Source organism: Streptomyces sp. NPDC032721, from assembly GCF_055579625.1.
In genome coordinates this window covers 109,087-134,364 of the sequence record NZ_JBVIMX010000003.1, presented here as the reverse complement: position 1 = coordinate 134,364, position 25,278 = coordinate 109,087, and the positions used below count along the sequence as shown (strand labels likewise).

Annotated in this window: 17 protein-coding genes and 4 pseudogenes; 6 read left to right on the top strand and 15 right to left on the bottom strand. The window is 71.2% G+C overall.

Going from position 1 to position 25,278, the window contains the following annotated elements; all coding sequences use genetic code 11:
- Window positions 1-3 precede the first annotated feature (3 nt).
- Complete coding sequence (locus ACZ5PB_RS08785; protein WP_468689108.1) at window positions 4-1,068, top strand: SMP-30/gluconolactonase/LRE family protein; 1,065 nt, start codon at window positions 4-6, stop codon at window positions 1,066-1,068.
- Between the two features lie 89 nt (window positions 1,069-1,157).
- Here ACZ5PB_RS08785 and ACZ5PB_RS08780 read toward each other — a convergent pair whose 3' ends face one another.
- From ACZ5PB_RS08780 to ACZ5PB_RS08720, 13 genes and pseudogenes are all read right to left on the bottom strand, one after another.
- Window positions 1,158-2,492, bottom strand: a complete 1,335-nt coding sequence (locus ACZ5PB_RS08780) for a pectate lyase family protein (RefSeq protein ID WP_468689106.1) — start codon at window positions 2,490-2,492, stop codon at window positions 1,158-1,160.
- Between the two features lie 42 nt (window positions 2,493-2,534).
- Complete coding sequence (locus tag ACZ5PB_RS08775) at window positions 2,535-3,356, bottom strand: rhamnogalacturonan acetylesterase (RefSeq protein ID WP_468689105.1); 822 nt, start codon at window positions 3,354-3,356, stop codon at window positions 2,535-2,537.
- A 364-nt stretch (window positions 3,357-3,720) separates the two neighbouring features.
- Window positions 3,721-5,061 carry an ABC transporter substrate-binding protein gene (locus ACZ5PB_RS08770; RefSeq protein ID WP_468689103.1) on the bottom strand — a complete coding sequence of 447 codons (1,341 nt, stop codon included), beginning with the start codon at window positions 5,059-5,061 and terminating at the stop codon, window positions 3,721-3,723.
- A 36-nt stretch (window positions 5,062-5,097) separates the two neighbouring features.
- Window positions 5,098-7,085, bottom strand: a pseudogene (locus ACZ5PB_RS08765) (pectinesterase family protein).
- A 38-nt stretch (window positions 7,086-7,123) separates the two neighbouring features.
- On the bottom strand, window positions 7,124-8,842 hold the full coding sequence (locus ACZ5PB_RS08760) for a glycoside hydrolase family 43 protein (protein WP_468689555.1): 1,719 nt from the start codon (window positions 8,840-8,842) through the stop codon (window positions 7,124-7,126).
- 11 nt (window positions 8,843-8,853) lie between these two features.
- Window positions 8,854-10,293 carry a pectate lyase family protein gene (locus tag ACZ5PB_RS08755; RefSeq protein WP_468689102.1) on the bottom strand — a complete coding sequence of 480 codons (1,440 nt, stop codon included), beginning with the start codon at window positions 10,291-10,293 and terminating at the stop codon, window positions 8,854-8,856.
- 345 nt (window positions 10,294-10,638) lie between these two features.
- Entirely contained in the window at window positions 10,639-11,538 is a 900-nt protein-coding gene (locus tag ACZ5PB_RS08750) for a carbohydrate ABC transporter permease (protein ID WP_468689100.1), read from the bottom strand.
- The gene (locus tag ACZ5PB_RS08745; RefSeq protein WP_468689098.1) at window positions 11,535-12,491 is read right to left on the bottom strand and encodes a carbohydrate ABC transporter permease; all 957 of its coding nucleotides are present in this window, start codon (window positions 12,489-12,491) and stop codon (window positions 11,535-11,537) included. Before ACZ5PB_RS08745 ends, ACZ5PB_RS08750 begins: the two co-directional genes overlap by 4 nt.
- 112 nt (window positions 12,492-12,603) lie before the next feature.
- On the bottom strand, window positions 12,604-14,361 hold the full coding sequence (gene araD / locus ACZ5PB_RS08740; RefSeq protein ID WP_468689097.1) for an L-arabinonate dehydratase: 1,758 nt from the start codon (window positions 14,359-14,361) through the stop codon (window positions 12,604-12,606).
- Window positions 14,358-15,275: a dihydrodipicolinate synthase family protein gene (locus ACZ5PB_RS08735; RefSeq protein ID WP_468689095.1), complete on the bottom strand. Its 918-nt coding sequence runs from the start codon at window positions 15,273-15,275 to the stop codon at window positions 14,358-14,360. The genes araD and ACZ5PB_RS08735 overlap by 4 nt, the downstream gene beginning before the upstream one ends.
- A 107-nt stretch (window positions 15,276-15,382) precedes the next feature.
- Window positions 15,383-16,024 (bottom strand): annotated as a pseudogene (locus ACZ5PB_RS08730) (GntR family transcriptional regulator); the annotation flags it as partial.
- A 136-nt stretch (window positions 16,025-16,160) separates the two neighbouring features.
- Entirely contained in the window at window positions 16,161-16,298 is a 138-nt protein-coding gene (locus ACZ5PB_RS08725; RefSeq protein ID WP_468689574.1) for a hypothetical protein, read from the bottom strand.
- Window positions 16,299-16,365: 67 nt separating this feature from the next.
- A pseudogene (locus tag ACZ5PB_RS08720) lies at window positions 16,366-16,836 on the bottom strand (hypothetical protein); the annotation flags it as partial.
- 5 nt (window positions 16,837-16,841) lie between these two features.
- On the opposite strand from ACZ5PB_RS08720, the gene ACZ5PB_RS08715 reads away from it, so the two are divergent.
- Window positions 16,842-17,663, top strand: a complete 822-nt coding sequence (locus tag ACZ5PB_RS08715; protein ID WP_468689094.1) for an NAD-dependent epimerase/dehydratase family protein — start codon at window positions 16,842-16,844, stop codon at window positions 17,661-17,663.
- Window positions 17,664-17,670: 7 nt separating this feature from the next.
- Here the strand turns inward: ACZ5PB_RS08715 and ACZ5PB_RS08710 are convergent, their stop codons facing one another.
- Window positions 17,671-18,813 (bottom strand): rhamnogalacturonan acetylesterase, encoded by a 1,143-nt coding sequence (locus ACZ5PB_RS08710; RefSeq protein WP_468689092.1) that lies wholly within the window; start codon window positions 18,811-18,813, stop codon window positions 17,671-17,673.
- A 121-nt stretch (window positions 18,814-18,934) separates the two neighbouring features.
- Window positions 18,935-19,255, bottom strand: coding sequence for an L-rhamnose mutarotase (locus ACZ5PB_RS08705; protein WP_468689091.1), 321 nt, complete (start codon window positions 19,253-19,255; stop codon window positions 18,935-18,937).
- A gap of 231 nt (window positions 19,256-19,486) precedes the next feature.
- Between ACZ5PB_RS08705 and rhaI the strand changes: the two genes are divergently transcribed.
- From rhaI to ACZ5PB_RS08685, 4 genes and pseudogenes are all read left to right on the top strand, one after another.
- Window positions 19,487-20,653, top strand: a complete 1,167-nt coding sequence (rhaI, locus tag ACZ5PB_RS08700; protein ID WP_468689089.1) for an L-rhamnose isomerase — start codon at window positions 19,487-19,489, stop codon at window positions 20,651-20,653.
- 68 nt (window positions 20,654-20,721) lie between these two features.
- A complete protein-coding gene (locus ACZ5PB_RS08695) occupies window positions 20,722-22,752 on the top strand; it encodes a bifunctional aldolase/short-chain dehydrogenase (RefSeq protein WP_468689088.1) in 2,031 nt (676 codons plus the stop codon).
- 243 nt (window positions 22,753-22,995) lie between these two features.
- Window positions 22,996-24,528 carry a rhamnulokinase gene (locus ACZ5PB_RS08690; protein ID WP_468689087.1) on the top strand — a complete coding sequence of 511 codons (1,533 nt, stop codon included), beginning with the start codon at window positions 22,996-22,998 and terminating at the stop codon, window positions 24,526-24,528.
- A gap of 424 nt (window positions 24,529-24,952) precedes the next feature.
- Window positions 24,953-25,216, top strand: a pseudogene (locus tag ACZ5PB_RS08685) (hypothetical protein); the annotation flags it as partial.
- Window positions 25,217-25,278 lie beyond the last annotated feature (62 nt).

The window sequence follows — 25,278 nt, the reverse complement described above, 5'->3', positions numbered from 1 at the left end:
CTGATGGGACAACACCCCGTGTCACGGCGGAGGATACTGACCGCTGCCCTCGGCACCGCGGCCGCGATGTCCGCGACGGCCTGGACCCGGACGGCGCCGACCACCACGCAGTCCGGCGGCAGCGCGACGCCGCCCGGTGCCGGTCGGCTGCCGACGGAGTACGTCCTCCCCGGGGACCGGGCCTTCCCCAGCGGACACGCCTACGACGCGCGCACCGGACACCTCTATGTCGGCAGCGCCGCGGACGGCACCCTCTACCGCGGTCACCTGACCAAGCCCGCGCTGCGCCCGTGGTCGGCCGACGGCACCGACGGCCGCACCACCACCTCCGGGGTGGCGATCGACTCCGCCGGACGGCTCCTGGTCGGCGGCGCGGACACCGGCACCCTGCGGGTGTACGACACCGAGCGCGGCGCCCTGCTGGCCCTGCTGCGCGGCGTGGACGGCGGCTTCGTCAACGAGATCGCCGTCGCGCCGGACGGCAGTGCGTACGCCACCGATTCCTTCCGGCCCGTCGTCTACCGGCTCACCGGTTCCAGCAGCGGCCCGCACCTCGAACGATGGCTCGACGTCACCGCGACCCCCGTCGAATGGATCGACGGAAAGCACAATCTCAACGGCATCACCTGTGTCGGCGGCCACCTACTGACCGTCAACAGTTCCACCGGGCAACTGTGGCGCATCGACCGGCACTCTCGGCAGGTCCACCGCGTCGACCTCGGCGGCCACCAACTCCCCAACGGCGACGGGCTGGCCTACCGTGACGGGCGGCTGTACGTGGTCCAGGGCAACATCAACAACGTCCCCGGCCTCACCCCCCAGGTCACCGTCATCGCCATGTCCCCCGACCTGTCCCGGGGCCGCTACACGAGTCGACTGCTCGCACCCGGCGGCTTCCACCACCCCAGCTCCATCTCCCTCGCCCGTGGCCGGGCGCTGGTCGTCAACAGCCAGTACAACCGCTGGATCAACGGACTCCCGCCCGAGGTACTCCCCTTCACCCTCTCCGCCGTGCCACTGGACGCAGCCGTCCCCGCCGAGCGGCGCCTCGCGTCCTCGACCACGTGACCTGAGCCCGTGCCCCGGGCACGGCGAGGGGCGGGCGCTCCCGGCACCGGAGCACCCGCCCCTCGCCGTACGTACGGCACGTCAGGGTGTCAGCGCAGCTTGCCCGCGCCCGCGTTCTTCGTCAGCAGGTACGGGACCGCTTCCGGGTGGTCGACCCGGGTGCGCAGGGTCGGGGTCCAGCCGGCGTCGGAGCGGAGGGGGTTGGTGGGGTTGGCCGTGTTGTGGGCGGCGATCAGGTCGACGGGGCGGCCGTTGACGTAGTTGGAGGTGGCGGTGAGGGGGGCGTCCTTCCACTTCTTGAGGAGGGTGGCGGGGGTGACGGTGGCGGGGAGGGTGAAGGCGTTCTTCTCGGCGTACAGGCGGGAGTCCTGGCCGATGCCGAAGGTGTAGACGTAGGGCTGGGTGCGGGTGACGGTGAAGTGGTTGTTGTACGCGTCGACCTGGCCGAAGCGGACGCGGGGGGCGCGTTCGACGGTGCCGGTGAAGCGGTTGTGGTGGAGGGTGACCTTGAGTTTGCCCGCGTCCGTGGCGCCCGCGCTGTCGCTGTTGCCGATCATGAGGGTCTTGTCGTGGTCGGCGAAGGTGTTCCAGGAGGCCGTGACGTGGTTCGCGCCGCGGACGATGTCGAGTTCGCCGTCGTGCTGCTGGTAGAGCTCGCCGTAGTGGCGGGGGAGGGTGCTGTCGGGGTGGCGGCCGTCGGTGAAGGTGTTGTGGTCGATCCAGACGTGGGTGGAGCCGTGGATCACCATGGCGTCGTACGCGGAGTTCCACGCGCCCTTCGCCGTGTCGGTCGGGTCCCACTGCGGGAAGCAGTCGAGGGGGCTTTCGACGGTGAGGTTGCGGACGATGACGTTGTCCACGCCCTGGATCTGGAGACTGCCGCCGGTGATGCCCGCGTTGCGGCCGATGCCGATGACGGTGGTGTTGGCGGGGACGTACGCCTTGATCGCCTTGGCCTGGTTGACGGCGGAGGCGGCGCGGGCGTCTTCGAGCGGGCCGGTGACCTCCTTCTCGTGGCCCCAGACCTCGGGGTCGTAGGCAGCGAGGTAGGCGTTGAAGTCGTAGCCGGGGGCTTCGAAGGCGGAGCAGCCGGAGGAGGTGGCGTCGAGCGTGCCGCGGACCTTGATGATCTTGGGGGCGGTGCCGGCGGCGGCGAGTGCCGTACGGAACTCCTCCCAGGTGGAGACCGTGTACGTGTGCGCGGCGGCGGCGCGGGAGCCGCCGGTGGTGCCGGACCCCTCGGAGGCCCAGCCGTCGCCGGCGGGGAGGGTCTGGCGGGCGGGATCGTGGGAGGGGTTGGGGTGGGTCGGGTGGTGCGGGTGGGCCTGGGCTGTTGCGGTGGTGGCCAGGGTGGCGCAGGCGGCGAGGGCTGTGGCGGTGGCGAGGATGCGGGTGCGGGTGTGGGTGCGATTGCGGGGGCTCATGGTGGCTCCTTCGGTGGGTGGGCGGGGGCACGGGGTGGCGCCTCAGCCCTTCGGCCAGGTGATCCACTCTTCGGGGATCGGGGCGTTCAGGCGGCGCAGGTGGCGCGGGGGCAGGACGCCGTTGTTGCGCAGGCCGGTGGCGACCATGCGGGCCACCTCGATGGCGCCGCGCGGGCGGAAGTGGGTGTTGTCCTTCGCCCCGTCGGGGTAGTTGGGGTGTTCGCCGGGCGCCAGCCAGTTGAAGTACGCCTTGAGCGGTTCGGCGCCCACCTCCTGCCACCGCTTGAGCGAGGCTGCCTGTACGTCGACGAGTGGCACCCGGGCCTCGGCGGCGAGAGCGCGCACGGCTGCCGGGTAGTCGCCGTGACTCGGGACGGCGTTGCCCGCGGCGTCGAACTTGCGCCGCTCCACGGAGGTGAGGAGGACCGGACGGGCACCGCGCGCCCTCGCTCCGTCGATGTACTGGCGCAGGTACCGCTGGTACGTGGTCCAGGGCTCGGTGTAGCGGGTGGGGTCGGCGGACTTCGAGTCGTTGTGACCGAACTGGATGAGGAGGAGGTCTCCGGGGCAAAGGAGCGGGAGGACCGCCGCGAGCCTTCCTTCGTCGATGAAGCTCTTCGAACTCCGGCCGTTCACGGCGTGGTTGGCGACAGTGAGGTGCGGGTGGAGGAAGAAGGGGAGGGCCATGCCCCAGCCGGTTTCGGGGGCGGCGGCGGGGGCCTTCTGCGCGGCGGTCGAGTCGCCCACGAGGTGGAGGGTGGGGCGGCCGTCCGTGGTGCGGGCGGTCGCGGGCGTCGCGAGGGATGGGACGAGGGGGGTGGTGAGGAGGGACGCCTTGAGGGCCGTGCGGCGGGTTATGGACATGGGGATCAGGCCTCGCATTCCGTGCGGGAGGGGGCCTGCGCCCCGGCTGGGGCGCGGGCTGTACTCGATCTGCGGTCCTGACGCGGGGTGCGACCAGGACCACCCCGTCAGGGGCACGGGGCTGCATCGGATCTGCGGCACCGGCGCGGGGCACCGACGCGGGGAGGGGCCTCATCTGGTCGTGCCCGGTGCCGGGCAGCCGGAACGGAGGGTTCGGGACGTCCGCCGGGGCGGCCCGGAACCCGAGCGGGCCGGAACCGGGGTGGGCACCTCCGGTGGGAGCCGCCCCCGATGGGCGGTGGAACGGGGGCGGTAGTGTGCGGGCCGTCGCGAGCCCGGTGGTGGGGTGGGGCCGTTGTGGGGGTTACTTCTTGGACTGCTCCTTCCACTCGGCCTGGGCCTCGTTCAGCTGCTTGGCGAGCGTGTCCAGGAAGTCCTTCGCCGGCATCGTCCCCAACAGCACCTTCTGGAAGTTCGGCTCGTTCTCAGCCTTGCTGATCTTGTTCCAGTCGGGCAGGTAGTACGGCAGCTGGACCAGCTTGGTCGAGCCGTCGGTCAAGGTCTTCGCGCCGAGGCGGGTCGGCTCGGAGGCGTCGACCCACGGGTCCTTGGCCGCCTCGATGTTGGCCGGCATCGCGCCCGCCGACCTGTTCCACTTGCTGTTGGACTCGTGGGAGGCGGCGAACTCGATGAACTTCCAGGCGGCCGCCTTGTTCTTGCTGCCCTTGAAGAGGCCGAGGCCGTCGACCGGATTGGAGACCTGCACGCGCGTGCCGCTGTCACCGGTCGGGCCCGGGATGCCCTTGAACTTCTCCTCGCCCAGCGCCTTCACATGGTCGGTGTACGAGCCGAGGTTGTGACTCAGCATGCCGATGGTGCCGGTGGCCCACTGGGAGACCATCTTCTTGAAGTCGTTGTTGACGTCGGCCGCAGGGGTGGTCCTCTTGTAGAGGCCGACGTACTTCTCCAGCGCCGCGACGTTCTTCGGGTCGTTGACCGTCGTCCTGTCGCCGCTCCAGAACTCGGTGATGCCGGACTGTCCGTACGCCGCGTCCAGTGCCTGCGCGATGGAACCCGCACCGCCTCGGATCGTGTACCCGAACTTGTTGTTCTTGGCGTCGGTCAGCTTCTCCGCGGCCTCGTAGAACAGCTTCCAGGTGGTCGGGGGCTGGAGGTTCGCCGCCTTGAACAGGTCGGTGCGGTAGTAGAGCGTGCCGTTGCTCGCGGAGGTCGGGACGGAGTACATGTCGTCACGTCCGCCGGCCGTCTTGACGGAGTCCACCATGACGGGGACCAGCTTGCCGTTCAGCGAGGAGGACTTGATGCGCTCGCCGACCGGCTCCAGGGCCTCCTGGGCGACCATGTTGGCGAGGTACGCCGCGCCGACGCCGCCCACGTCCGGCAGGCCGCCGCCCGCGATGGCCGTGTCGTACTTCGACTGCACGTCCTCGCTCGGCACCGGAACGTACTTGACCTTGACGTCCGGGTTCTTCGACTCGAAGTCCTTGATGATCTCCTGCCAGACGGCGGTGCGGACACCGCCGTTGTTGTCCCAGAAGGTGATCTCGCCCTTGCCCGCGCCCTCTTCACCGGTGCCGGTGGTTCCGCCGTCACCGCAGGCGGTGGCGGTGAGGGCGATCATCGCGGCCAGCGAGACGGCTGCGACCGAACGGCCATTGTTTCTGCGGGGGTTGGTGTGCGTCATGATGTCAGTGCTCTCTTCTTTGAGAATGACGGGACGTCAGTTGGCGTGAACGCGGAAAGACTTGTACGGGGCCCAGCCGTCCTGTCCGGCCAGGTAGTCGCCGACCTCGTGCCGGGTGGCGTCCGCGGGGGACATCTGCGGGCGGTCGGCGGTGACGGTCGCGCCGGGCCCGTACGTGCGGTACTCGGCGAATCGGGCGTCCTTCCAGGAGAAGCCGCTCATGTCGGTCCACGGCGTGGACCTGATCGCGTCGGGGAGCCGGGTCTCGCGGAACAGCGTCTGGCCGATCGCCTCCGGCTGGCCGCCCGGGTGCCAGGGCCGGCCGAGGTGGAAGGACTGTGGCGGGGCGTCACTGATGACGCGGCTGCGGTTGATCAGGAAGCCGTACGGATTGCCCGACCAGGTCGAAGGGGCGGTGATCCAGCCGTTGTTGGTGGCGGAGCCCCGGTTGAGCGCCTTGATGAGGGAGCGGTCGATGACCGTGGTGGCGCGGCCGTAGATGAAGTCGACGTCGCCCTCGATGTACGAGTCGCGGATGTAGACGCGGCTGATGACGTCCAGCTTGGGGCTGTCGGTCATCAGGGTGTCCTGGTTGCCCTTGAAGGCGGTGTCGGTGAAGGTGATGCGGTCGCCGGTGGTCTTCATGGCGAGGGCCTGCTCGCCCTTCAGCTCGACGGCCGCCTCGTCGAAGTCGTTGACGAAGGTGAGGTTGCGGACGCTGACGTCGGACGCGGCGATCAGCACCGTGGCACTGCCGGTCGAACCCCCGTACTCGGCAGGGGTGTTGTGCACGATCACGGTCTTCGACCGGTCGCGCCCCGCCCCTACGAGGGCGAGCTGCGGCTTGCCCTTGGGGATGCGGACCTGCTCGCGGTACGTCCCGGGGGCGATCCGCAGTGTAATCCGGCCGTCGTTCGCGTCCGGGACCGCGTCCACGGCGGACTGCACGGTCGGGTAGTCGGCGGGGACGTTCAGGACGGTGTCGGTGCCGAGGGTGCGCTGCGGGCCGGAGAAGCGGGTGACCAGGGCGGGGACGGCGGCGGCCGGGTCGAGGCGGTAGGAGTAGAAGGACTTCGGGTCGAAAGCCTTGCCCCAGGCGTCATGACGGCCGGTGGTGTTCTTCAGGATGGAGCCGCGCTGCACCAACTCGGCGGTGGTGTCCGCCTGGTGGGGGTGCTGGACGTCCCGGTAGTAGCTGTTCTCGATGACCATCCTGGTCCTGCCGCGCGCCCAGTTACCGTACGTCCACACCGGGTCGCCGCTGTCGGCCTGCGCGGTGAGGTAGTTGTTGTAGAGGTGCGCGTACGCGCAGTTGTCGGCGGAGGGGTTGCGCTGCTTGGTGCCGTTGAACCAGTTGTGGTCGATGGTGACCTTGGTGACGACGTTCGGGGTCCAGCCGATGCCGAACGCCTTGTTGTGGGTGTCGAACTTGTTGTACGAGACGGTGACGTAGTCGCTGTCCTTGCGCAGGTCGACCAGGCCGTCGCCCATGTGCGTGAAGCGGTTGTGGTCGATCCAGACGTGGTGGACGGTGTCCAGCTGGATACCGTCGAAGTCGTTGGTCTTGCCGTCCCAGTCGCCCTCGACGTAGGCGTCGCGGATGGTGAGGTTGCGGATGATGACGTTGTGCGTGCCGGGCTTCAACTGGAGTCCGCCCGCGACGATTTCACCGCTGGTTCCGACTCCGACGATGGTTTTGTTCGAGGCGACGACGGTCTCCGCGCCGAAGGGCTCGTGGGTGATCGCCCCGGCCACGCGGATGACGTACGGCTCGACGGCCCCGGCGTACTTCGCCAGGTCGGCCTGTGTGCGTACGGTCACGACCCTCCCGCCCCGGCCGCCGGTGGTGCCCCGGCCAGGGAGGCGAAGCCGTGGGCGGTGTCGGACCAGGCGGGGGCCTTCACCGCCGGAGGTGCGGCCTCCGCCGCCCCCGGCGCGCCGACCAGGAGGGCGAGTCCGGCGGCGAAGGCGGTCGCGGCTGCCAGGACTCTGGGCAGCAAGCGTTTGCTCGTACGGTGTGTCATTGCGGCTCCCAACGTGCTTGATGGCTGGGTGAGTTGCTTCAGTCGGTGCATGTACGGGCCGTGACGCGGAAGTTCGTCAACGTGGCCGTGCCCATGTCCGCGGCCGGGCCTGTACCTGCATCCGCGGCCGGGCCTGCGTCCGCGCCCGGGCCTGCGTCCGCGCCCGGGCCTGCGTCTGTGTCCGCGGCCGGGCCTGCGTCTGTGTCCGTGCCCGGCTCCGGCGTTCCTTCCGGCGCGAGCGCGAACAGGCCCAGCAGCGCCCCGACCCACCGCCACGGCTGGGCGGCGAAGACCTGCCCGGAGGCCTGCCACCCCTCCCCCGTGTTCGCGTGGAACCGGCAGCGGGCCCCCGCGGAGACCTCGATGCGCAGCCGCGCCCGTCCGGCCGGCGCGGGACGCGGGTGCGCCGCGTCGCGTTCGTGCTCGGCGACGGTTTCCGCGAACCGGTGCACGAGGCGGACCTCGCCGTCCGTCCCGCGCTCCAGGCCGATCCAGGTGAAGGCGTCCCCGAGTACGGCGAACCCCGCGCGCGCTCCCGGTCCAGTGGCGTCCAGGGCCAGGTCCACCTCCGCGGTGAAGGTCTCGTCCGGCAGCCGCTGGGTGAGCACGTGCGGCAGAAGCCGCAGGTCATGGGCGTCGGGTGCGGGTACGCAGGCCAGGCGCAGCCCGTTCGCGCCGTGGGCACGGGTCCACGACGGGGCAGGGTTCGCGGTCCAGGACCACTGGGGCCCGTACCGCCCGCCGGGGAAGGTGTCGTCGGTGGCCGGGGACGCCATCGGCTGCGGCGGTGCGAGCGGCTTGCGATGGAGGCGTACGGGCTCCCCGCCGGCCCCGAGGACCGGCCAGCCCGCGTCGTCCGTCCCCGTCGCACCCCACCGCATCGGCTGGAGGTGGACCAGCCGCCCGTACGCGCCCCGCGCCTGGAAGTGCAGGAACCAGTCCTCGCCCGCCGGGGTGCGCACCCAGCCGCCCTGGTGGGGGCCGTTGATGTCGGTGGCGCCCTGGGCGAGGACGACCCTCTCCTCGTACGGCCCGAAGAAGTCGCGGGAGCGGAACGCGCCCTGCCAGCCGGTCTTCACTCCCCCGGCCGGGGCGAGGATCCAGAACCAGCCGTCGTGCCGGTAGAGCTTGGGGCCTTCGAGGGTGAACCAGCCGGGGATGCGGTCGCCGTCGACGATCACCGTGCCCTCGTCGAGGAGGGTGCGGCCGTCGGGGCTCATGCGGTGGCCGGTGAGGCGGTTCTTGATCCCGGAGCGGGACTTGGCCCACGCGTGCACGAGGTAGGCCTCGCCGCTCTCCTCGTCCCAGAGGGGACAGGCGTCGATGAGGCCCTTGCCCGGCTTGACCAGGTGCGGGGCGGTCCAAGGACCGTGAATCGAGGGCGAGTTGATCTGCTGGATGCCGTGGTCGGGGTCGCCCCAGAAGATCCAGAAGCGGCCGTTCGCGTGGCGCAGGGAGGGAGCCCAGACGCCTCGGTCGTGGCGGGGTGCGGTGAACTCGGCGGCGGGTTCGAGCCGGTCGAGGGCGTGCCCGACGAGCGTCCAGTTGACCAGGTCGCGGGAGTGCAGCAGGGGCAGGCCCGGGGCGCGGCCGAAGCTGGACGCGGTGAGGTAGAAGTCGTCGCCGACGGCGATCACGTCGGGGTCGGACCAGTCGGCGTGCAGGACCGGGTTGCGGTAGGTGCCGTCGCCGAGGTCGCCGTGCCGAACGGACTGGCCCCCGTACCGTACGACTCGTACGAGCTGCTCGGATCCCATGGGGCCGGTACTCATCGGAGCCTCCCGGCGCCCGCGCCGCGCAGGACGTCCCGGGCCGCCTTCGCGGCGGGGTCCACGGGGCCGTGCAGGGCCGGTCTCCAGCCGACGTCGTCGGTCAGGTCGCGTTCGCTGCCGGAGTTGTAGGCGTTGTTGACGGCCAGGAGGTCGACGGGGAAACCGTTGAACTCGGTGCCGCGCTGGTGGAGGGCGGTGCCGTTCCAGCTCTTGACGAGGTCGGCGGCCTCGACGTGACCGGGGGCGGTGAAGGAGTTGTTCTCGGCGTGGATGTGGGACTCGGTGGAGACGCCGAGGGAGTAGCGGTAGTCGCTGTGCCCTGCGGGGATGTCGTAGCGGTTGTTGTAGAGGTGGACCTGGCCGTAGCGGACGCGCGGGGCGCGCTGGACGACCGAGGTGAAGTGGTTGTGGTGCAGGGTGACGCGGAGTCTGCCCCGGTCGGCGGGGACGTTGTCGCCGTTGCCGATGAGCATGGCCTTGTCGTGGTCGGCGAACTTCGACCAGGAGACGGTGATCAGGTCCGAGCCGCCTGTGATGTCCAGCAGACCGTCGTGGCGCAGGTAGTTGCGGCCGAAGTGGGTGGGCTCGCGGTCGTCCGGGTGGCCCTTGTCGGAGGCGGTGACGTGGTCGATCCACACGTGGGTGGCGCCGCGCAGCCAGAGGGTGTCGTACGCGGTCTTCCAGTCGCCGAGCCCGCCGGTGTTGGGCTGCCAGACGGGGAAGCAGTCGTACGCGTCGCGGAGTTCGAGGTTGCGGATGATGACGTTGTCCGCGTCCGAGACCTGGAGGCTCGCGCCCTTGAGCACGGCGTCGCGCCCGACGCCGACGATCGTCGTACGGGAGCCGACGGGCAGGACGACCCTCTCCGCCTGCCGGGCGGCCGACTTCCTGCGAGCCTCCTCCTGCGGGCCCGAGGGCTTGGCCCCGCCCCAGCTTCGGGGGTCGTAGGCGGCGAGGTAGGCGTGCGTACTGTAGCCGTCGGTGGCGTAGTCGTCGCAGGTCAGGTGGCGTCCGAGGTCATCGGTGTTGGCGTCGATGGTCCCCGCGATACGGATGATCCTGGGGGTGTCGCTGCCGCCGTCCAGTGCCCGGACGAGCTCGGTCCGGTTGCGTACGGTGAAGACGTGCGCGGCATCGGCGGCGGATCCTCCGGTGGTCCCCCCGTCCGCACTCGCCCAGCCGTCCTTCGCACCGAGCACTTCGCGCCCGAGGTCACGGGCGGGAGTTGTCCCGGGAGCCGGCCCGGCGGAGTCCGGCGGAGCGTCGGGGGCGCTCTTGGCGGAGGCGTGCGGTGCCTCCGGGACTGACGGGTCGACGGCCCCCAGAGCACTGTCGGCCTGCGCCGCGCCGGGCAGCGCGAGGGCTGTGACCAGGACGGTCGCGCAGGCGGTGCGCCAGGCGCGGCGGCTGAGCCGTTGACGGGGGCTCGCTCTCATGCGACGTACTCCTCGGGGTTGATGGTCGTACGGGAGTGGTCTCGACCGGTGCGGTTGGCCCGCCGGGCGCTGGCGCTGGAGGCACGGCCGGTGCGGCCGGCTCGGCCGGGGCCGGAGGAACAGCCGGTGCCGGTGCCGGTGGGGAGGTGAGGCCGTGTGTGGGATGCCGGGTGCAAGCGGCGCTGCGGCGACGCCGTACAGGACACCCCGCGCAGGCGGCACGCTCCGCGACGCGGCGCGTCGTGCGCGTTGCCCGCCGCGCCGTCCACGCCCCGCGCGCGGCGACCGTGCCCGCGGGGCCGCACGGCCACCGCCGCCCCGCGCCCTCACCGCGCGCCCCGCGCCTCACCCCTTCACCGCGCCCGCGCTGAAGCCCGTGACCAGCCACTTCTGGATGAACGCGAAGACGACGACCACCGGGATGGCGGCGATGACGCCCCCTGCGGCGAGTGCGCCCAGGTCGACGCTGTCCGCGCCCATCAGGGTGTTGAGGCCGACCGGGATCGTCTGCTTGTCCTGTTCGCTGAGGAACATCAGGGCGAAGAGGAAGTGGTTCCAGCTGTGCACGAAGGCGAAGGAGCCGACAGCGATCAGGCCGGGCCGCAGGAGCGGGAGGACGACGGCGCAGAACGCGCGGAAGCGAGAGCAGCCGTCGACCCAGGCGGCTTCTTCCAGGGTGACCGGCACGTTCTTGATGAAGCCGCTGATCAGGATGATGGAGAGGGGGAGCTGGAAGACGGTCTCGGCGATGATGACGCTTCCGAGCGAATTGATCATCTGGAGGTTGCGGAAGATCTCGAAGAGCGGGACGAGCATCAGTGCGCCCGGGATGAACTGGGAGCACAGCAGCGCCAGCATGAAGGCGCCCTTGATGCGGAAGTTGAAGCGGGCCAGCGCGTAGCCGCCCGCGAGGGCCACGACAGTGGTGGTGACCAGCGTGGCCAGCCCGACGAGCATGCTGTTCTGGAAGAACATCCCGAAGCTGCGTTCGGTCCACACCTTCTCGAAGTGCTCGAAGGTGACCGGCCAGGGGACGAGGGACGTGGACCCGGCGGGGCGCAGCGCGAAGAGCAGCATCCAGTAGAAGGGGACCAGAGTGAACAGGAGGTAGAGGCCGAGCGGGAGGTAGATCTGCCAGCGCGGGACGTCGTCGAAGGCGCGCTCGCGTTTCGGGGCGCGCGGGGCGTTCGGCGGTACGGGGTCCTCCCGCAGCGGAGTACGGGGCTCTACGAGTGCGGCACTCATGTGCGCTCGCCTCCGAACTTGCTCAGGCGCAGATAGACGATCGAGCAGAAGAGGAGGATCACGAACGCGACGGTGGTCAGCGCGGAGGCGTAACCGAAGTCGTGACCCTCGATTCCGGTGTTGGCGATCATCAGCGGGAGGGTGGTGGTGGTGCCGGCCGGGCCGCCGCCGGTGAGCGTGTACAGCAGGTCGACGTTGTTGAACTCCCAGACCGCGCGCAGCAGCGTGGAAAGGATGATCGCGTCCTTGAGGTGTGGCAGCGTGATGTGCACGAACTGGCGCAGCCGTCCCGCGCCGTCGACCGAGGCCGCCTCGTACAGGTCCTTCGGGATGGACTGGAGGTCGGCCAGGATGAGGATCGCGAAGAAGGGGACGCCGCGCCAGAGTTCGGCGAGGACGGCCGCCCAGAAGACGGTGCCGGTGTCGGAGAGCACGGAGGTGCCGTACGAGCCGATGCCGAGGTCCGCGAGGTAGCGGCTCATCCCGGTGGACGGGTTGTAGAGCAGCATCCAGATGGTGGTGGTCAGGACGCCGGAGACGGCCCACGGGGAGAAGACCAGGGCGCGGGCAACGGCTCGGCCGACGAAGGTCTGGTTGACGAGGAGTGCGAGCACCAGGCCCAGCGCGAGTTGGAGGCTCACCTGCACGATGACCCACTTGGCGCTGAAGCCGAGGGTGGACCAGAAGAGCGGGTCGTCGGAGAAGAGCCGGGTGAAGTTGTCGAGGCCCGCGAAGCCGTTCTTCCAGGGCTTGGTGACGTTGTAGTTCTGGAGGCTGTAGTAGAAGACGCTGAGCACCGGGTACGCGATGAAGCCCAGCATCAACAGCCCGGCGGGGGCGATCAGCAAGTAGGGCAGGCGGCGCGGGGTGGAGCCGGTGCGGGGGCGTGGGCGGCGGCCGGTGGGCGGCGGGGGTGCCGGCGGCGGCTTGGCCACGGCTGCGGCTTGGGCCATGACGGATCTCCGATCGGGGAGGTTCTGGGGGCAGGGGTGATGGCGAACACTGTTCGAGATACCGGACATACGTGTCCGGGGAAGATTCTTGGCGGGTGCGCCGGGGGTGCGGTCAGCCCGCGTAAGGCTGTGGGGCTCCGCCCGCGCCCGACAGGAACGCGAAGTCGCAGCCGGTGTCGGCCTGGGTGATCTGATCCTCGTAGAGTGCGCCGTATCCACGCTCGTAACGCCTCGCCGGGGGCACCCATTCGGCCCGGCGACGCGCCAACTCCTCCTCCGTTACGTCGAGTTCGAGCCTTCTCGCTTCGACGTCCAGGGTGATGAGGTCACCGGTGCGCACCAGGGCGAGCGGTCCGCCGACGTACGACTCGGGGGCGATGTGCAGCACGCACGCCCCGTAGCTCGTACCGCTCATCCGGGCGTCCGAGATCCGCACCATGTCCCGCACCCCCTGCTTCAGGAGGTGGGCGGGGATGGGCAGCATCCCGTACTCCGGCATGCCCGGACCGCCCCTGGGTCCGGCGTTGCGCAGCACCAGCACGCTGTCGGCGGTGATGCCCAGCTCCGGGTCGTCGATGGTGCGTTGCAGGGTGCGGTAGTCGTCGAAGACGACGGCGGGGCCGGTGTGCCGGAGCAGGTGAGGTTCGGCGGCGATGTGCTTGATGACCGCGCCGTCCGGGCAGAGGTTGCCGCGCAGGACGGCCACTCCGCCCTCGGTGGCGAGGGGATTGCCGCGCGGGCGGATCACGTCGTCGTCGTGGACGCGCGCGCCGTCGAGCTGGGCGCGCAGGGTGCAGTGGGCGACGGTCGGCCGGTCGAGGTGGAGCACGTCGGTGAGCCGGGAGAGGAAGGCGGGGAGGCCGCCCGCGAAGTGGAAGTCCTCCATGAGGTGCTGACCGCCGGGGCGGAGGTTCGCCAGGACGGGGACGGTGCGCGCGATGCGGTCGAAGTCATCGAGCGTGAGCGGGACTTGGGAACGCCCGGCCATGGCGATGAGGTGGATGACGGCATTGGTGGAGCCACCGAGCGCCAGCACCGCGGCCACCGCGTCCTCGTAGGCCTCCCGGGTCAGGAGCGAGGAGAGCCGCAGGTCCTGGTGGACGAGGTCCACGATGCGCATCCCGGAGGCCGCGGCCATCCGGTCGTGCCCGGAGTCGACGGCGGGGATCGAGGACGCGCCGGGCATCGTGACGCCCAGGGTCTCGGCGGCGGCGGTGAGCGTGGAGGCCGTGCCCATGGTCATGCAGTGTCCCGGCGAGCGCGCCAACCCGCTTTCGAGTTCGGCCAGTTCGCAGTCGCCGATGGTTCCGGCACGCTTCTCGTCCCAGTACTTCCACATGTCGGTGCCGGAGCCGAGTACCTCGTTCCGCCAGTGGCCGGGCAGCATCGGGCCCGCCGGGACGAAGACGGTCGGCAGGTCGACGGAGGCCGCGCCCATCAGCAGGGCGGGGGTCGACTTGTCGCAGCCGCCGAGCAGGACCGCGCCGTCGACCGGGTACGAACGCAGCAGCTCCTCGGTCTCCATGGCGAGGAGATTGCGGTAGAGCATGGGGGTCGGCTTCTGGAAGGTCTCGGAGAGCGTGGCGACCGGGAATTCCAGGGGGAAGCCGCCCGCCTGCCACACCCCGCGCTTGACCGCCTGGGCGCGGTCGCGGAGGTGGACATGGCAGGGGTTGATGTCCGACCAGGTGTTGAGGACGGCGATGACGGGCTTGCCGAGGTGTTCCTCGGGGAGGTAGCCGAGCTGGCGGGTGCGGGCCCGGTGGCTGAAGGAGCGCAGGCCGTCGGTCCCGTACCACTGGTGGCTGCGCAACTCCTCGGGCGCGCGGACCGTCTTCGCCCCGTTCCCGTCCCGCACGGGGCCGTTCATATCTCCCACCCTTCGACGGCGGCGGCGACCCGGGCACGCAGGGCGTCCGGCAGCACCTCGCTCGGCGGGCGGACCTCGTTGCGGCACAGGCCCAGTGCGGCGAGGGCTTCCTTGACGACGCTGACGTTGTTCGCGGACCGTTCGGCGGCGCGCAGCTCCTCGAAGGGGCGGACGCGCTCCCAGGTCTTCTGCGCGGACCGGTAGTCGCCGGCCCGCAGCGCGTCGCGCAGACCGAGCGAGACGGCGGGGGCCACGTTGACCAGGCCCGAGGTGAATCCGGTGGCGCCCAGCGCCCAGTACGGGGCGGCGTACAGCTCGGCGAGCCCGGCCACCCACACGAACCGGTCGAGTCCCGCGTCCCGGGCGACCGCCGCGAACCGGGAGGCGTCGGGGACGGCGTACTTCACACCGATGACGTTGGGGCACAGCTCGCCGAGACGCGCGAGGGTCCGCCCTTCGAGAAGGGGGTCGCGCAGGTAGGGAACCACCCCCAACTCCGGTACGGAGTCCGCGATGTCGCGGTGGTAGTCGACCCAGCCGCCCTGCGAGACGTACGGATGCACCGGCTGGTGCACCATGATCATGCCCGCACCGGCCGCGCGGGCCTCCCTGGCCGCCGCGACGGCGGTCGGCAGGTCGTGGCCGACCCCGACGAGGACGGCGCTGCCGTCGCCGCCGGTCTCCGCGAGGGTCAGTTCGGTGACGAGGCGGCGCTCCTGCCGGGAGAGCGAGTAGAACTCGCCGGTGTTGCCGTTCGGGGTGAGGGTCCGCACGCCCGCGTCGAGCAGTCGGCGCAGCAGGGCGCGGTAGGTGACCGCGTCCACCGAACCGTCGGCGGCGAACGGAGTGACGGGGATCGCGACGACGTCGGCGAGGGCGGCGCGCTGGGCGGAGTGATCGAAGCGAGCGGTCATGCGGGGGTGTCCTTCTCGGGGTGGGCGGTCGTTCCGGGAGCGCCCTTCTCGGGCTGCGGGAATACCGGCTCGGCCGGGACGCCTTCCAGTCCCGGCAGGCCTTCGGATCCCGGCGGGCCTTCGGGGAACGCGCGGTGGACGAAGGACTCGATGTGCGCGTGCAGGGCGCGCGCCGCACCGGCCGCGTCCGCGGTCCGGGCGAGCCGGAGTATCTCCTTGTGCTCGTCCGCCTCCTGCTGCCAGGACGGAACCGCGTGCCAGGCCACGGTCGACACCAGGGCCGCCTGGTCGCGCACCTCGTCCAGCATCCTGACGAGCAGCGGGTTGCCGCAGTGTGCGTACAGCGCACGGTGGAAGTCCCGGTTGGCCAGCGAGCGTTCGGCCTCGTCGGTCGCGTCGTCGGCCCGCACCAGCGCCTCGGCGGCCCCGTCCAGGGAGACCCGCCGGGCGACCGAGCGGCGCAGCGCCTGCGGTTCGAGCAGCACCCGTACGTCGTACACCTCGTGCGCCATGGCGGCGTCGACGGTGCGGACGGTGACGCCCTTGTACTGGCTCATGACGACGAGTCCGGTCCCGGCGAGGGTCTTCAGTGCCTCCCTGACGGGGGTCTTCGACACCCCGAACTGTGCGGCGAGTTCGGCCTCCACCAGTGCGCTGCCCGGTGGGAGCCGACCGGCGAGGATGGCGTGCTTGATCGCCTCTTGAACGAACTGGGTGCGGGAGGGAATCGGGCTGGGGGCGAAGGCCATGCGTGCTGCTCTCATATCTCGCGTATCGCGTCTCATATATGACGTACGAAGTACGACGCTGTGAAGCTAGGGCGGTGGCCGCCATTCGTCAACGGATCTGACGAAACCGGGTTGTTGCCCGGCCGTTACGCGGACCTCACTCGCGGGCGGTCCCCGCGCGCAGGACTTCGCGCACCGCCGCGAGATCCGCGTCCGAGGCCAACCCCGCGTGGTAGAGCCGCAGTTCGTTCGCACCGAGGGCGGCGGCGCGGGCCGCGTCGGTGGCCAGGGTCATGGGCTGCCGCCCATGCAGGCGACCACGAGGAGGTTGGCGGCGAGCACGGAACCTGGTGTGCGGTGCGAAGGGCGGCAGCTTCGGTGCCCGACGCGCCGAGTCTCGCCGCCGCTTCGGCCGCCAATGCGGTCAGATACCCGCGGACTTCGGGGCGGGCGACGCACGGGGCCCAGGGGTAGCGGTCGCCGTAGGCGTTGCGCACGGAGGTGTCGGGGTGTTCCGCACCGAGGCGGGAGTTGTGGGCGAGGACCACCCAACTGTGCACGCCGAGCCCGGCGGCACGCAGGGCGTCGGCTGCTTCGGCGTACGCCTCCCCGGGCGCCCACTCCCCCGCCAGGTACGGGCGCAGCGCCCGCCCGGCCCAGCGCGCGGGGTCCGGCGCGTAGAGCACCGCGGAGTGAATGTGCGGAGGGGATCGCAGGGAGGGAAGGGGTGGACGGGGGTTGACATCTCCTTCCGAGGAAGCATAGAAAGCGCTTTCTAGCGTGGTCGGGCCCCGGCACGCACCCCGCACCCCGCCCCCTCCCAAGGAGCGCATCTTTCATGCCCGTTCCCCGCACCGTCCTGCTCACCGGCGCCGCCGGAGGTCTCGGCACGCTGATGCGGGGGCTGCTGCCCGCGTACGGCTACCGGCTGCGCCTCCTGGACATGCACCCCGTGGACGGCGAGCCGGACGCACTCGTCGCGGACCTCTCCGACCCCGGCGACCGCTCGGCGCTGCGCGAGGCGGTCCAGGGCGTGGACGCGATCATCCATCTGGCGGGCATCTCGATGGAAGCCCCCTTCGAGAAGATCCTGCGGGCCAACATCGAGGGCACCTACCACCTCTACGAAGCCGCCCGTGAAGCCGGCGTCCCGCGCGTGGTGTTCGCCTCCAGCAATCACGCGGTCGGCTTCACCCCGCGCCCGGCGCGGCCGGGCGACGACCTGGTCCCCGCCGCCGCACCGCACCGCCCGGACACCTTCTACGGGCTCTCCAAGTGCTTCGGCGAGGACCTGGCCCAGCTGTACTGGGACCGGCACGGCCTGGAGACCGTCTCCGTGCGCATCGGCTCGTGCTTCCCCGAGCCGACCTCGGTCCGGATGCTCTCGCTCTGGCTGAGCCCCGCCGACTGCGCCCGGCTGTTGCACGCCGCGCTCACCGCCAAGGGGGTGGGGCACACGGTGGTGTACGGCTCGTCCGCCAACTCCCGCACCTGGTGGGACCTTTCGAGCGCGCGGGCGCTGGGCTACGTACCGCGGGACGACTCCGAACCGTACGCGGCGAAGCTGCTCGCCGAACACGGCGAGCTGTCCGACGCCGACCCGGCACAGACCCGTGTCGGCGGGCACTTCTGCACCGAGCCCACGCTCTGGCCGTACTGATCCGGGATCAGCGCACCGCGCCCCGGGGCAGCAGGTGCTGGGCGCGGAGTTCGCCGAGGACCAGAGCCGCGTACTCGGTCGCGCCGCGCACCGAGGTGTGGGTGTTGTCGCGCTTCTCGGCGGTGAGGTAGAGCGCCTTGGACGCCTCGGGCCCCAGCGCCTCGACGCGCGCCCTGGTCAGGGCCGTCAGGTCGATCAGCGGGGTGCGCAACGCGGTGGCCAGTGCGCGGATCTCGGCCGGGTGGTCCACCCCCAGGCCGTTGACCAACAGGGCGGTGGGGTTGTTCAGTGTCCCGTCGGGGCTGAACCAGCGGCGGACGACGGGAGTGACCAGGACCGGCCGGCCGCCCCTGGCACGGACCCCGTCGACGAGCGCGGTGAGGTTCGCCCGGTACGCCGCCGCGTCCGTCTGCTTGTCGTTGTGCGCGAGCTGGATCAGCGCGAGGTCACCAGGGCGGATCTTCTTGCGCACGGTGGGAAAGAGCGCGGGATTCTCCCGGTACGTCACCGAACTCTCGCCGGAGTCGGCGTAGTTGGCCGTCGAGACCCCCTTCTTGAGGTACTGCGGGAGCTGCTGCCCCCAGCCCGCGTACGGTTCGCCCGGCTGGTCGCAGACCGTCGAGTCGCCCAGGAGCAGCACTTGACGGGCGTGCGCCGCGCGGCGGACCCGGACGGAGGAGAGAGCGGGGGCCGGGCCGGTGAAGGTAAGGCTCAGCCCCGGAGTGCCGGCCGGCCCGGTGGGTTCGCCCTCGGGGGTGCGGACGTCGACGGTAAAGGTGCGCCGGACCCGCTCGCCGGGGGCGGTGACGGTCTCCGGGAGCACGGCGCGACGGGACTCGGCGAGCACGGAGGTCCGTGATTCCGTCGCGCTCCCGCCGAGGACGACGCTCACGTCGTACGCGCCGGGGGCGACGTCGAAGCGGCAGACGACCGGGGCGGGGGCCGTCGTGACCGGAGCCGCCGCGACCGGGGCCGTCGTCGCGGTGCAGTTGTCGAGACCGGCGTGCGTTGCGGGGGCGGGGCCGGAGAGCGTAAGGGTGCCAAAGCCCGGGCCAGGGCCGGGTTCCGGGGCCGCTGCGGCCGGGGTGGCGGCGCAGACCGCGGCGAGGGCGGTGGCGAGCGTGGCGACGCAAAGCGTGCGATGTCTCATGCGTACCCCTTGAGGTGAGGTGAACGGGCGGGCGAGCGGATAGGCAGGCGGGCGGGGCAAGTGCCGACGGAGGCAGGCCTGGCAGGACCGGCTCGCCCGCCGAGGAGGAGACCCGGCCGACTCAGGCCAGGTGGAAGACCTCGACGAGCGGAACCATGGCCTCGTCCGGCCGTCGGCCGTCGGGTTGCTCGAAGAATCCGGCCATCGACGCCTGCCAGCGGGCATTGACCTCGGTGGCGGCCATCGCCTCCCGTGCCGCGGTGAAGTCCGGGGTCTCCAGGTAGCCCACCAGCAGCCCGTCCTCGCGGAGGAAGAGCGAGTAGTTGTGCCACCCGGCGGCGCCGAGCGCGGCCAGCATGTCCGGCCAGACGGCCGCGTGCCGGGTGCGGTACTCGACGAGCCGGTCGGGGCGGACCTTGAGCAGAAAGCAGACGCGTTGCACGGGGAACCGGCCTCTCTGCGAAGTCGCCGCAGAGCGACGCAATGAAAGGTTTCAGTCATGCTTCGATGGAGGCTAGGTCTGGCACGACGAGGGCGTCAACCAGTCGCACACGACTCTTTGCCACCCCAATTGACCGCACCCTTGCGGCACTTGCCTTGTCCGAGAGCCCGGGTCGATGTACGTTTCGCCTCATCAAATTTGAATCGTTTTACTAAGGGAGACGCCATCACCGTGCTCGATGCCCACGACACCCGCCAAGCCCTCATGTCCCAGGCGATAGAGACCCCCTCCTGGGCCTACGGCAATTCCGGCACACGCTTCAAGGTCTTCGCCCGGCCCGGCGTCCCCCGCACACCGCGGGAGAAGCTGGCCGACGCGGCGCGGGTGCACGAGTTCACCGGGGCCGCGCCGTCCGTGGCGCTGCACATCCCGTGGGACCGGGTCGAGGACTACGCCGCCCTCGGCGCGTACGCCAAGGAGCAGGGCGTGCGGCTCGGCACGGTCAACGCGAACGTCTTCCAGGACGACGACTACCGGCTCGGCAGCGTCTGCCACCCCGACGCCACGGTCCGCCGCAAGGCCCTCGCACACCTGCTGGAGTGCGTGGACATCATGGACGCGACGGGCTCGCGCGACCTGAAGCTGTGGTTCGCCGACGGCACCAACTACCCCGGCCAGGACGACATCCGCGCCCGGCAGGGCCGACTGACGGAGGCGCTCGCCGCCGTGTACGCGCGACTCGGCGAGGAGCAGCGGCTCATCCTGGAGTACAAATTCTTCGAGCCCGCCTTCTACGCGACCGACGTCCCCGACTGGGGCACGGCGTACGCCCACTGCCTCAAACTGGGCGAACGCGCGCAGGTGTGCGTGGACACCGGGCACCACGCGCCGGGCACCAACATCGAGTTCATCGTCGCGCTCCTGCTGCGCGAGGGAAAGCTGGGCGCGTTCGACTTCAACTCCCGCTTCTACGCGGACGACGATCTGATGGCGGGCGCCGCCGATCCCTTCCAACTGTTCCGGATCATGTACGAGGTGCGGCGCGGGGGCGGGCTGGCACCGGAGGCGGGCATCGCCTTCATGCTCGACCAGTGCCACAACATCGAGGAGAAGATTCCGGCGGTCATCCGCTCCGTGATGAACGTCCAGGAAGCCACCGCGAAGGCCCTGCTGGTGGACACCACCGCGCTCGCCGACGCGCAGGCGGCCGGTGACATTCTGGCGGCGAACGCCGTGCTGATGGACGCCTACAACACGGATGTCCGCCCGCTGCTGGCGCGGATACGGGAGGAACTCGGCCTGGACGCCGACCCGTTGGCCGCGTACCGGCGGTCCGGGTGGGCGCAGCGCACCGTGTCCGAGCGGGTGGGCGGCACGCAGGCGGGGTGGGGCGCGTAGCACCACTCCTCCCCTCGCCCAACTCGCGTACTTCCGCTGGCACTTCACCTCTGGAGCACTGACACCGCATGGACGTTCCCGCTGCCCTTCTCGCCCGTTCCCACCGGCTCGGCGCCGATCCGCGCAACACCAACTACGCGGGCGGCAATACCTCCGCCAAGGGCACCGCCGTCGACCCGGTGACCGGAGAGGACACCGAACTGATCTGGGTCAAGGGGTCGGGCGGCGACCTCGGCACCCTCACCGAGGACGGACTCGCCGTGCTCCGACTGGACCGGCTGCGGGCACTGGCCGAAGTCTTCCCGGGGGTGGCGCGGGAGGACGAGATGGTCGCCGCCTTCGACCACTGCCTGCACGGCAAGGGCGGCGCCGCGCCGTCCATCGACACCGCGATGCACGGGCTGGTGGACGCCGCGCACGTCGACCACCTGCACCCGGACTCCGGCATCGCGCTGGCCTGCGCCGCCGACGGTGAGAAGCTGACCGCCGAGTGCTTCGGGGACACCGTCGCGTGGGTGCCCTGGCGGCGGCCCGGATTCCGGCTCGGCATGGAGATCGCGGCGGTCAGGGCCGCGCACCCCGAGGCCATCGGCTGCGTCCTGGGCGGACACGGCATCACCGCGTGGGGCGACACCTCTCAGGAGTGCGAGGCGAACTCCCTGCACCTGATCCGCACCGCCGAGGCGTTCCTCGTCGAGCGGGGGAAGGCCGAGCCCTTCGGTCCCGTACAGGAGGGGTACGCGCCGCCGGCGGAGCCGGAGCGCCGCGCCAGGGCCGCCCAACTGGTCCCGGTGGTGCGCGGGTTGGCGTCCACCGACCGGCGCCAGGTCGGGCACTTCTGCGACTCCCCGGCCGTCCTGGACTTCCTCTCCCGCACCGAGCACCTCCGGCTGGCGGCCCTCGGCACCTCCTGCCCCGACCACTTCCTGCGCACGAAGGTGCGGCCCCTGCTGCTGGACCTGCCCCCGTCCGCACCGCTCGACGAAGTGTTCGTACGGCTGCGGGAGTTGCACGCCCGCTACCGGGAGGAGTACGCCGCGTACTACGAACGGCACGCGACGGCGGACTCGCCGCCGATGCGTGGGGCCGATCCGGCGATCGTGCTGGTGCCGGGGGTCGGGATGTTCTCCTTCGGCAAGGACAAGCAGACGGCGCGGGTGGCGGGCGAGTTCTACCTCAATGCCATCGCGGTGATGCGAGGGGCGGAGGCGGTGTCGGCGTACACGCCGATCGGGGAGTCGGAGAAGTTCCGCATCGAGTACTGGGAGTTGGAGGAGGCCAAGCTGCGCCGGATGCCGCCCGCGAAGCCACTGGCCGGACGGGTCGCGCTGGTGACGGGCGCGGCGTCCGGCATCGGGCGGGCGATCGCGCACCGTCTGGCGGCGGAAGGTGCGTGCGTGGTGGTCGCCGACCTGGACGCGGACGCGGCGGCGGGCGTGGCACGGGAACTGGGCGGCCCCGACCGGGCCGTGGCGGTCACCGCCGATGTCACCTCGGAGGAGCAGATCGTGGCTGCCTTCGACGCGGCGGCGCTGGCCTTCGGCGGTGTGGACCTGGTGGTCAACAACGCGGGGCTGTCGCTGTCGCGCCCGCTGGCCGGGACGTCGGCCGCGGACTGGGACCTCCAGCACTCCGTCATGGCCCGGGGCTCGTTCCTGGTGTCGCGGGAGGCGGCCCGGGTGATGCGGGCCCAGGGCGGCGGGGGCGATCTCGTGTACGTGGCCTCCAAGAACGCGGTGTTCGCGGGCCCGGACAACATCGCCTACTCGGCGGCGAAGGCCGACCAGGCGCACCAAGTACGCCTGCTTGCTGCTGAGTTGGGACAGTACGGCATCCGGGTCAACGGCGTGAACCCCGACGGGGTGGTACGCGGCTCGGGCATCTTCGCGGGCGGCTGGGGCGCGAAGCGGGCGGCGGTGTACGGGGTACCGGAGGCGGAACTCGGCGAGTTCTACGCCCGCCGCACGCTGCTGGGCCGTGAGGTGCTCCCCGAACACGTGGCTTCGGCGGTGTTCGCCCTGGTGGGCGGGGAGCTGTCACGCACGACGGGAATGCACGTACCGGTGGACTCGGGAGTGCCAGGGGCGTTCTTGCGATGAGGAGGGAAAGGACGCGGAGCACGAGGAGCTCCACACTCCGCCACACACCTCACGGACCCCGCCGCGCACCACACAGACCCCGCCACACACCACACAAGCCCCGCCACACACCACACAGACCCCGCCACACACCACACAAGCCCCGCCCCCACCCTCTCCCCCGCCCGCCCCCTCTCTTTCCCCCCGCACGCCCGGCACTGCGGGAACGCCCCCGCCTCCTCCCGCTCACTCCAAGGAAGTCCCATGCCACCCACCTTCGCCGCCGTCGATCTCGGCGCGACCAGCGGTCGCGTCATCCTCGGGCGGATCGGCTCCGGCGGCCGGATCGAGCTGACCGAGGCCCATCGCTTCCGGCATGCGCCGCTGCGGCACGACAGCGGCCTGCACTGGGACGTGGACACCCTGCGCGGCGGTGTGTTCGACGGGCTGCGGCGGGCCGGGCGGCTGACCGAGGTCAGTTCGGTCGGCGTGGACACCTGGGCGGTCGACTACGGGCTGCTCGACGGCGACGGCGTACTGCTCAACGCCCCCCACCACTACCGCGACAGCCGCACCGACGGCGTGCCCGAGCGGATCTGGGCACACGTTCCGGCGAGCGAGCTCTACCGGCGTACGGGACTCCAGCACCTCCCGTTCACCACCGTCTTCCAGCTCGCCTGCGACCGCGGGCTGCCCGCCGCCCGCACCCTGCTCCTCATGCCGGACCTGGTCGTGCACTGGCTGACCGGCACCCTCGGCACCGAGGAGACCAACGCCTCCACCACCGGCCTGCTGGACGCCCGCAGCGGCACCTGGGCGGGCGAGTTGCTCGATCTCGTCGGCGTCTCCCCGGCACTGCTGCCGCCCTTCCGCGCTCCTGGCTCCCCGGCGGGCATCCTGTTGCCCGACGTCGCCGAGCGGACCGGGCTGCCCGAGGGGACCCCCGTGACCACGGTCGCCTCGCACGACACCGCGTCGGCGGTGGTGGCGGTCCCGGCCGCACCCGGCGACCGCGGGTTCGCGTACATCTCCTGCGGCACCTGGTCCCTGGCCGGGCTGGAACTGGACGCAGCGGTCCTCACCGAGGCGTCCCGCGCCGCGAACTTCACCAATGAGCGCGGTCTGGACGGCACCGTCCGCTACCTGCGCAACCTCACCGGGCTGTGGCTGCTGGAGGAGTCGCTGCGCACCTGGCGCGACCGGGGACTGCCCGTGGACCTGCCCACACTGCTCGCCGGGGCGGCCGCCTGCCCGCCGCTGGCGGCGGTGATCGACGCGGACGCGCCGGAGTTCCTGCCACCGGGCGACATGCCCGCCCGGATCCACGGCTTCTGTGTCCGTACGGGCCAGCGCCCGCCCGAGTCCCCGGCCGCCGTGGTCCGCTGCGTCCTGGACAGCCTGGCGCTGGCACACCGACGCGTCCTGTACCGGGCCGCCGAACTCACCGGACGCACCCTGGCCCGTATCCACCTGGTCGGCGGCGGCGCCCGCAACGCACTGCTGTGCCAGCTCACCGCGGACGCCACCGGTCTCCCGGTGACGGCGGGCCCCGCGGAAGCCACCGCGCTCGGCAATGTCCTGGTCCAGGCAAGGGCGGCCGGGCTGGTCGGCGACCTCGGTGCGATGCGTGAAGGAGTGCGCGCTTCGGTGGAGTTGACCGAGTACCTTCCCAGGGGAGCGACAAGAACCTGGGAAGTCGCCGAGGCGCGGATGACCGGCATCGCCGACGCGGTTTCGCCCTTGACCGGTATACCCGGACCCGCCCAGCCTGCCCTCAACACCCGTGGTACTGAATGACGTTCGGCGCATCGAACCTCTCCGTTCCGCGGAACCTCCTTCGACGAGGGGGAACCCCGGCGTCAGTGGTACCCGTCTGCGGCCTCGGCCCCCGTCCCCGCGAGCAGTGTGGGCGGTGATCGAGCCGCTGCTGCCAAAGGTCGAGCGTCGTGCCCGTCACCCACGCCCGGCCGGGAGGAGCACACCATGAGCACGGATGCGTATACCAGCGGCGCGACGGACCGGGCGGCGGAGGATGTGCGGGAGGGCGAGGCGGACAAGACACTGGCGGTCGCGGTGCGGTCGTACGCCGCGTTCGCAGTGCACGCGCGCTTTCGGCTGGCGCGGCTGCCGACGGCAGATCCGCCAGGCCCCGCCCCAGCGGTGGGCGCCGCCGCTCGCGCCCCCCCGTGTCCCGGTGCACCCGATGCCGGACGATCTCGTCGATCTACGGGAGACCAAGGAAGGGAAGCTTGTCGTCAAACCAGGCTGCGACATGAAGTCGCCGTACGAGCTCCGGCCTGATCCCGTCGAGGCCGAGGCGCTGAAGGTACGGCTCGACGATCTGCGTCGGGCGAAGATGCGGCTCACCGATGAGGCGCTCGTGGTCGGCGACCACATCGGCGAAAGCACCCGAGCCGAAATCGCCTACGCCCGGTCACTGGACAAGCCCGTGCGACGCACGCACCCCAAGATCGACCCTGCCGCCCGACCTCCCGCTGCGATCTGCGCGATGAAAGAACGCGGAGCCCGGGGTGAACTCGGCACGTT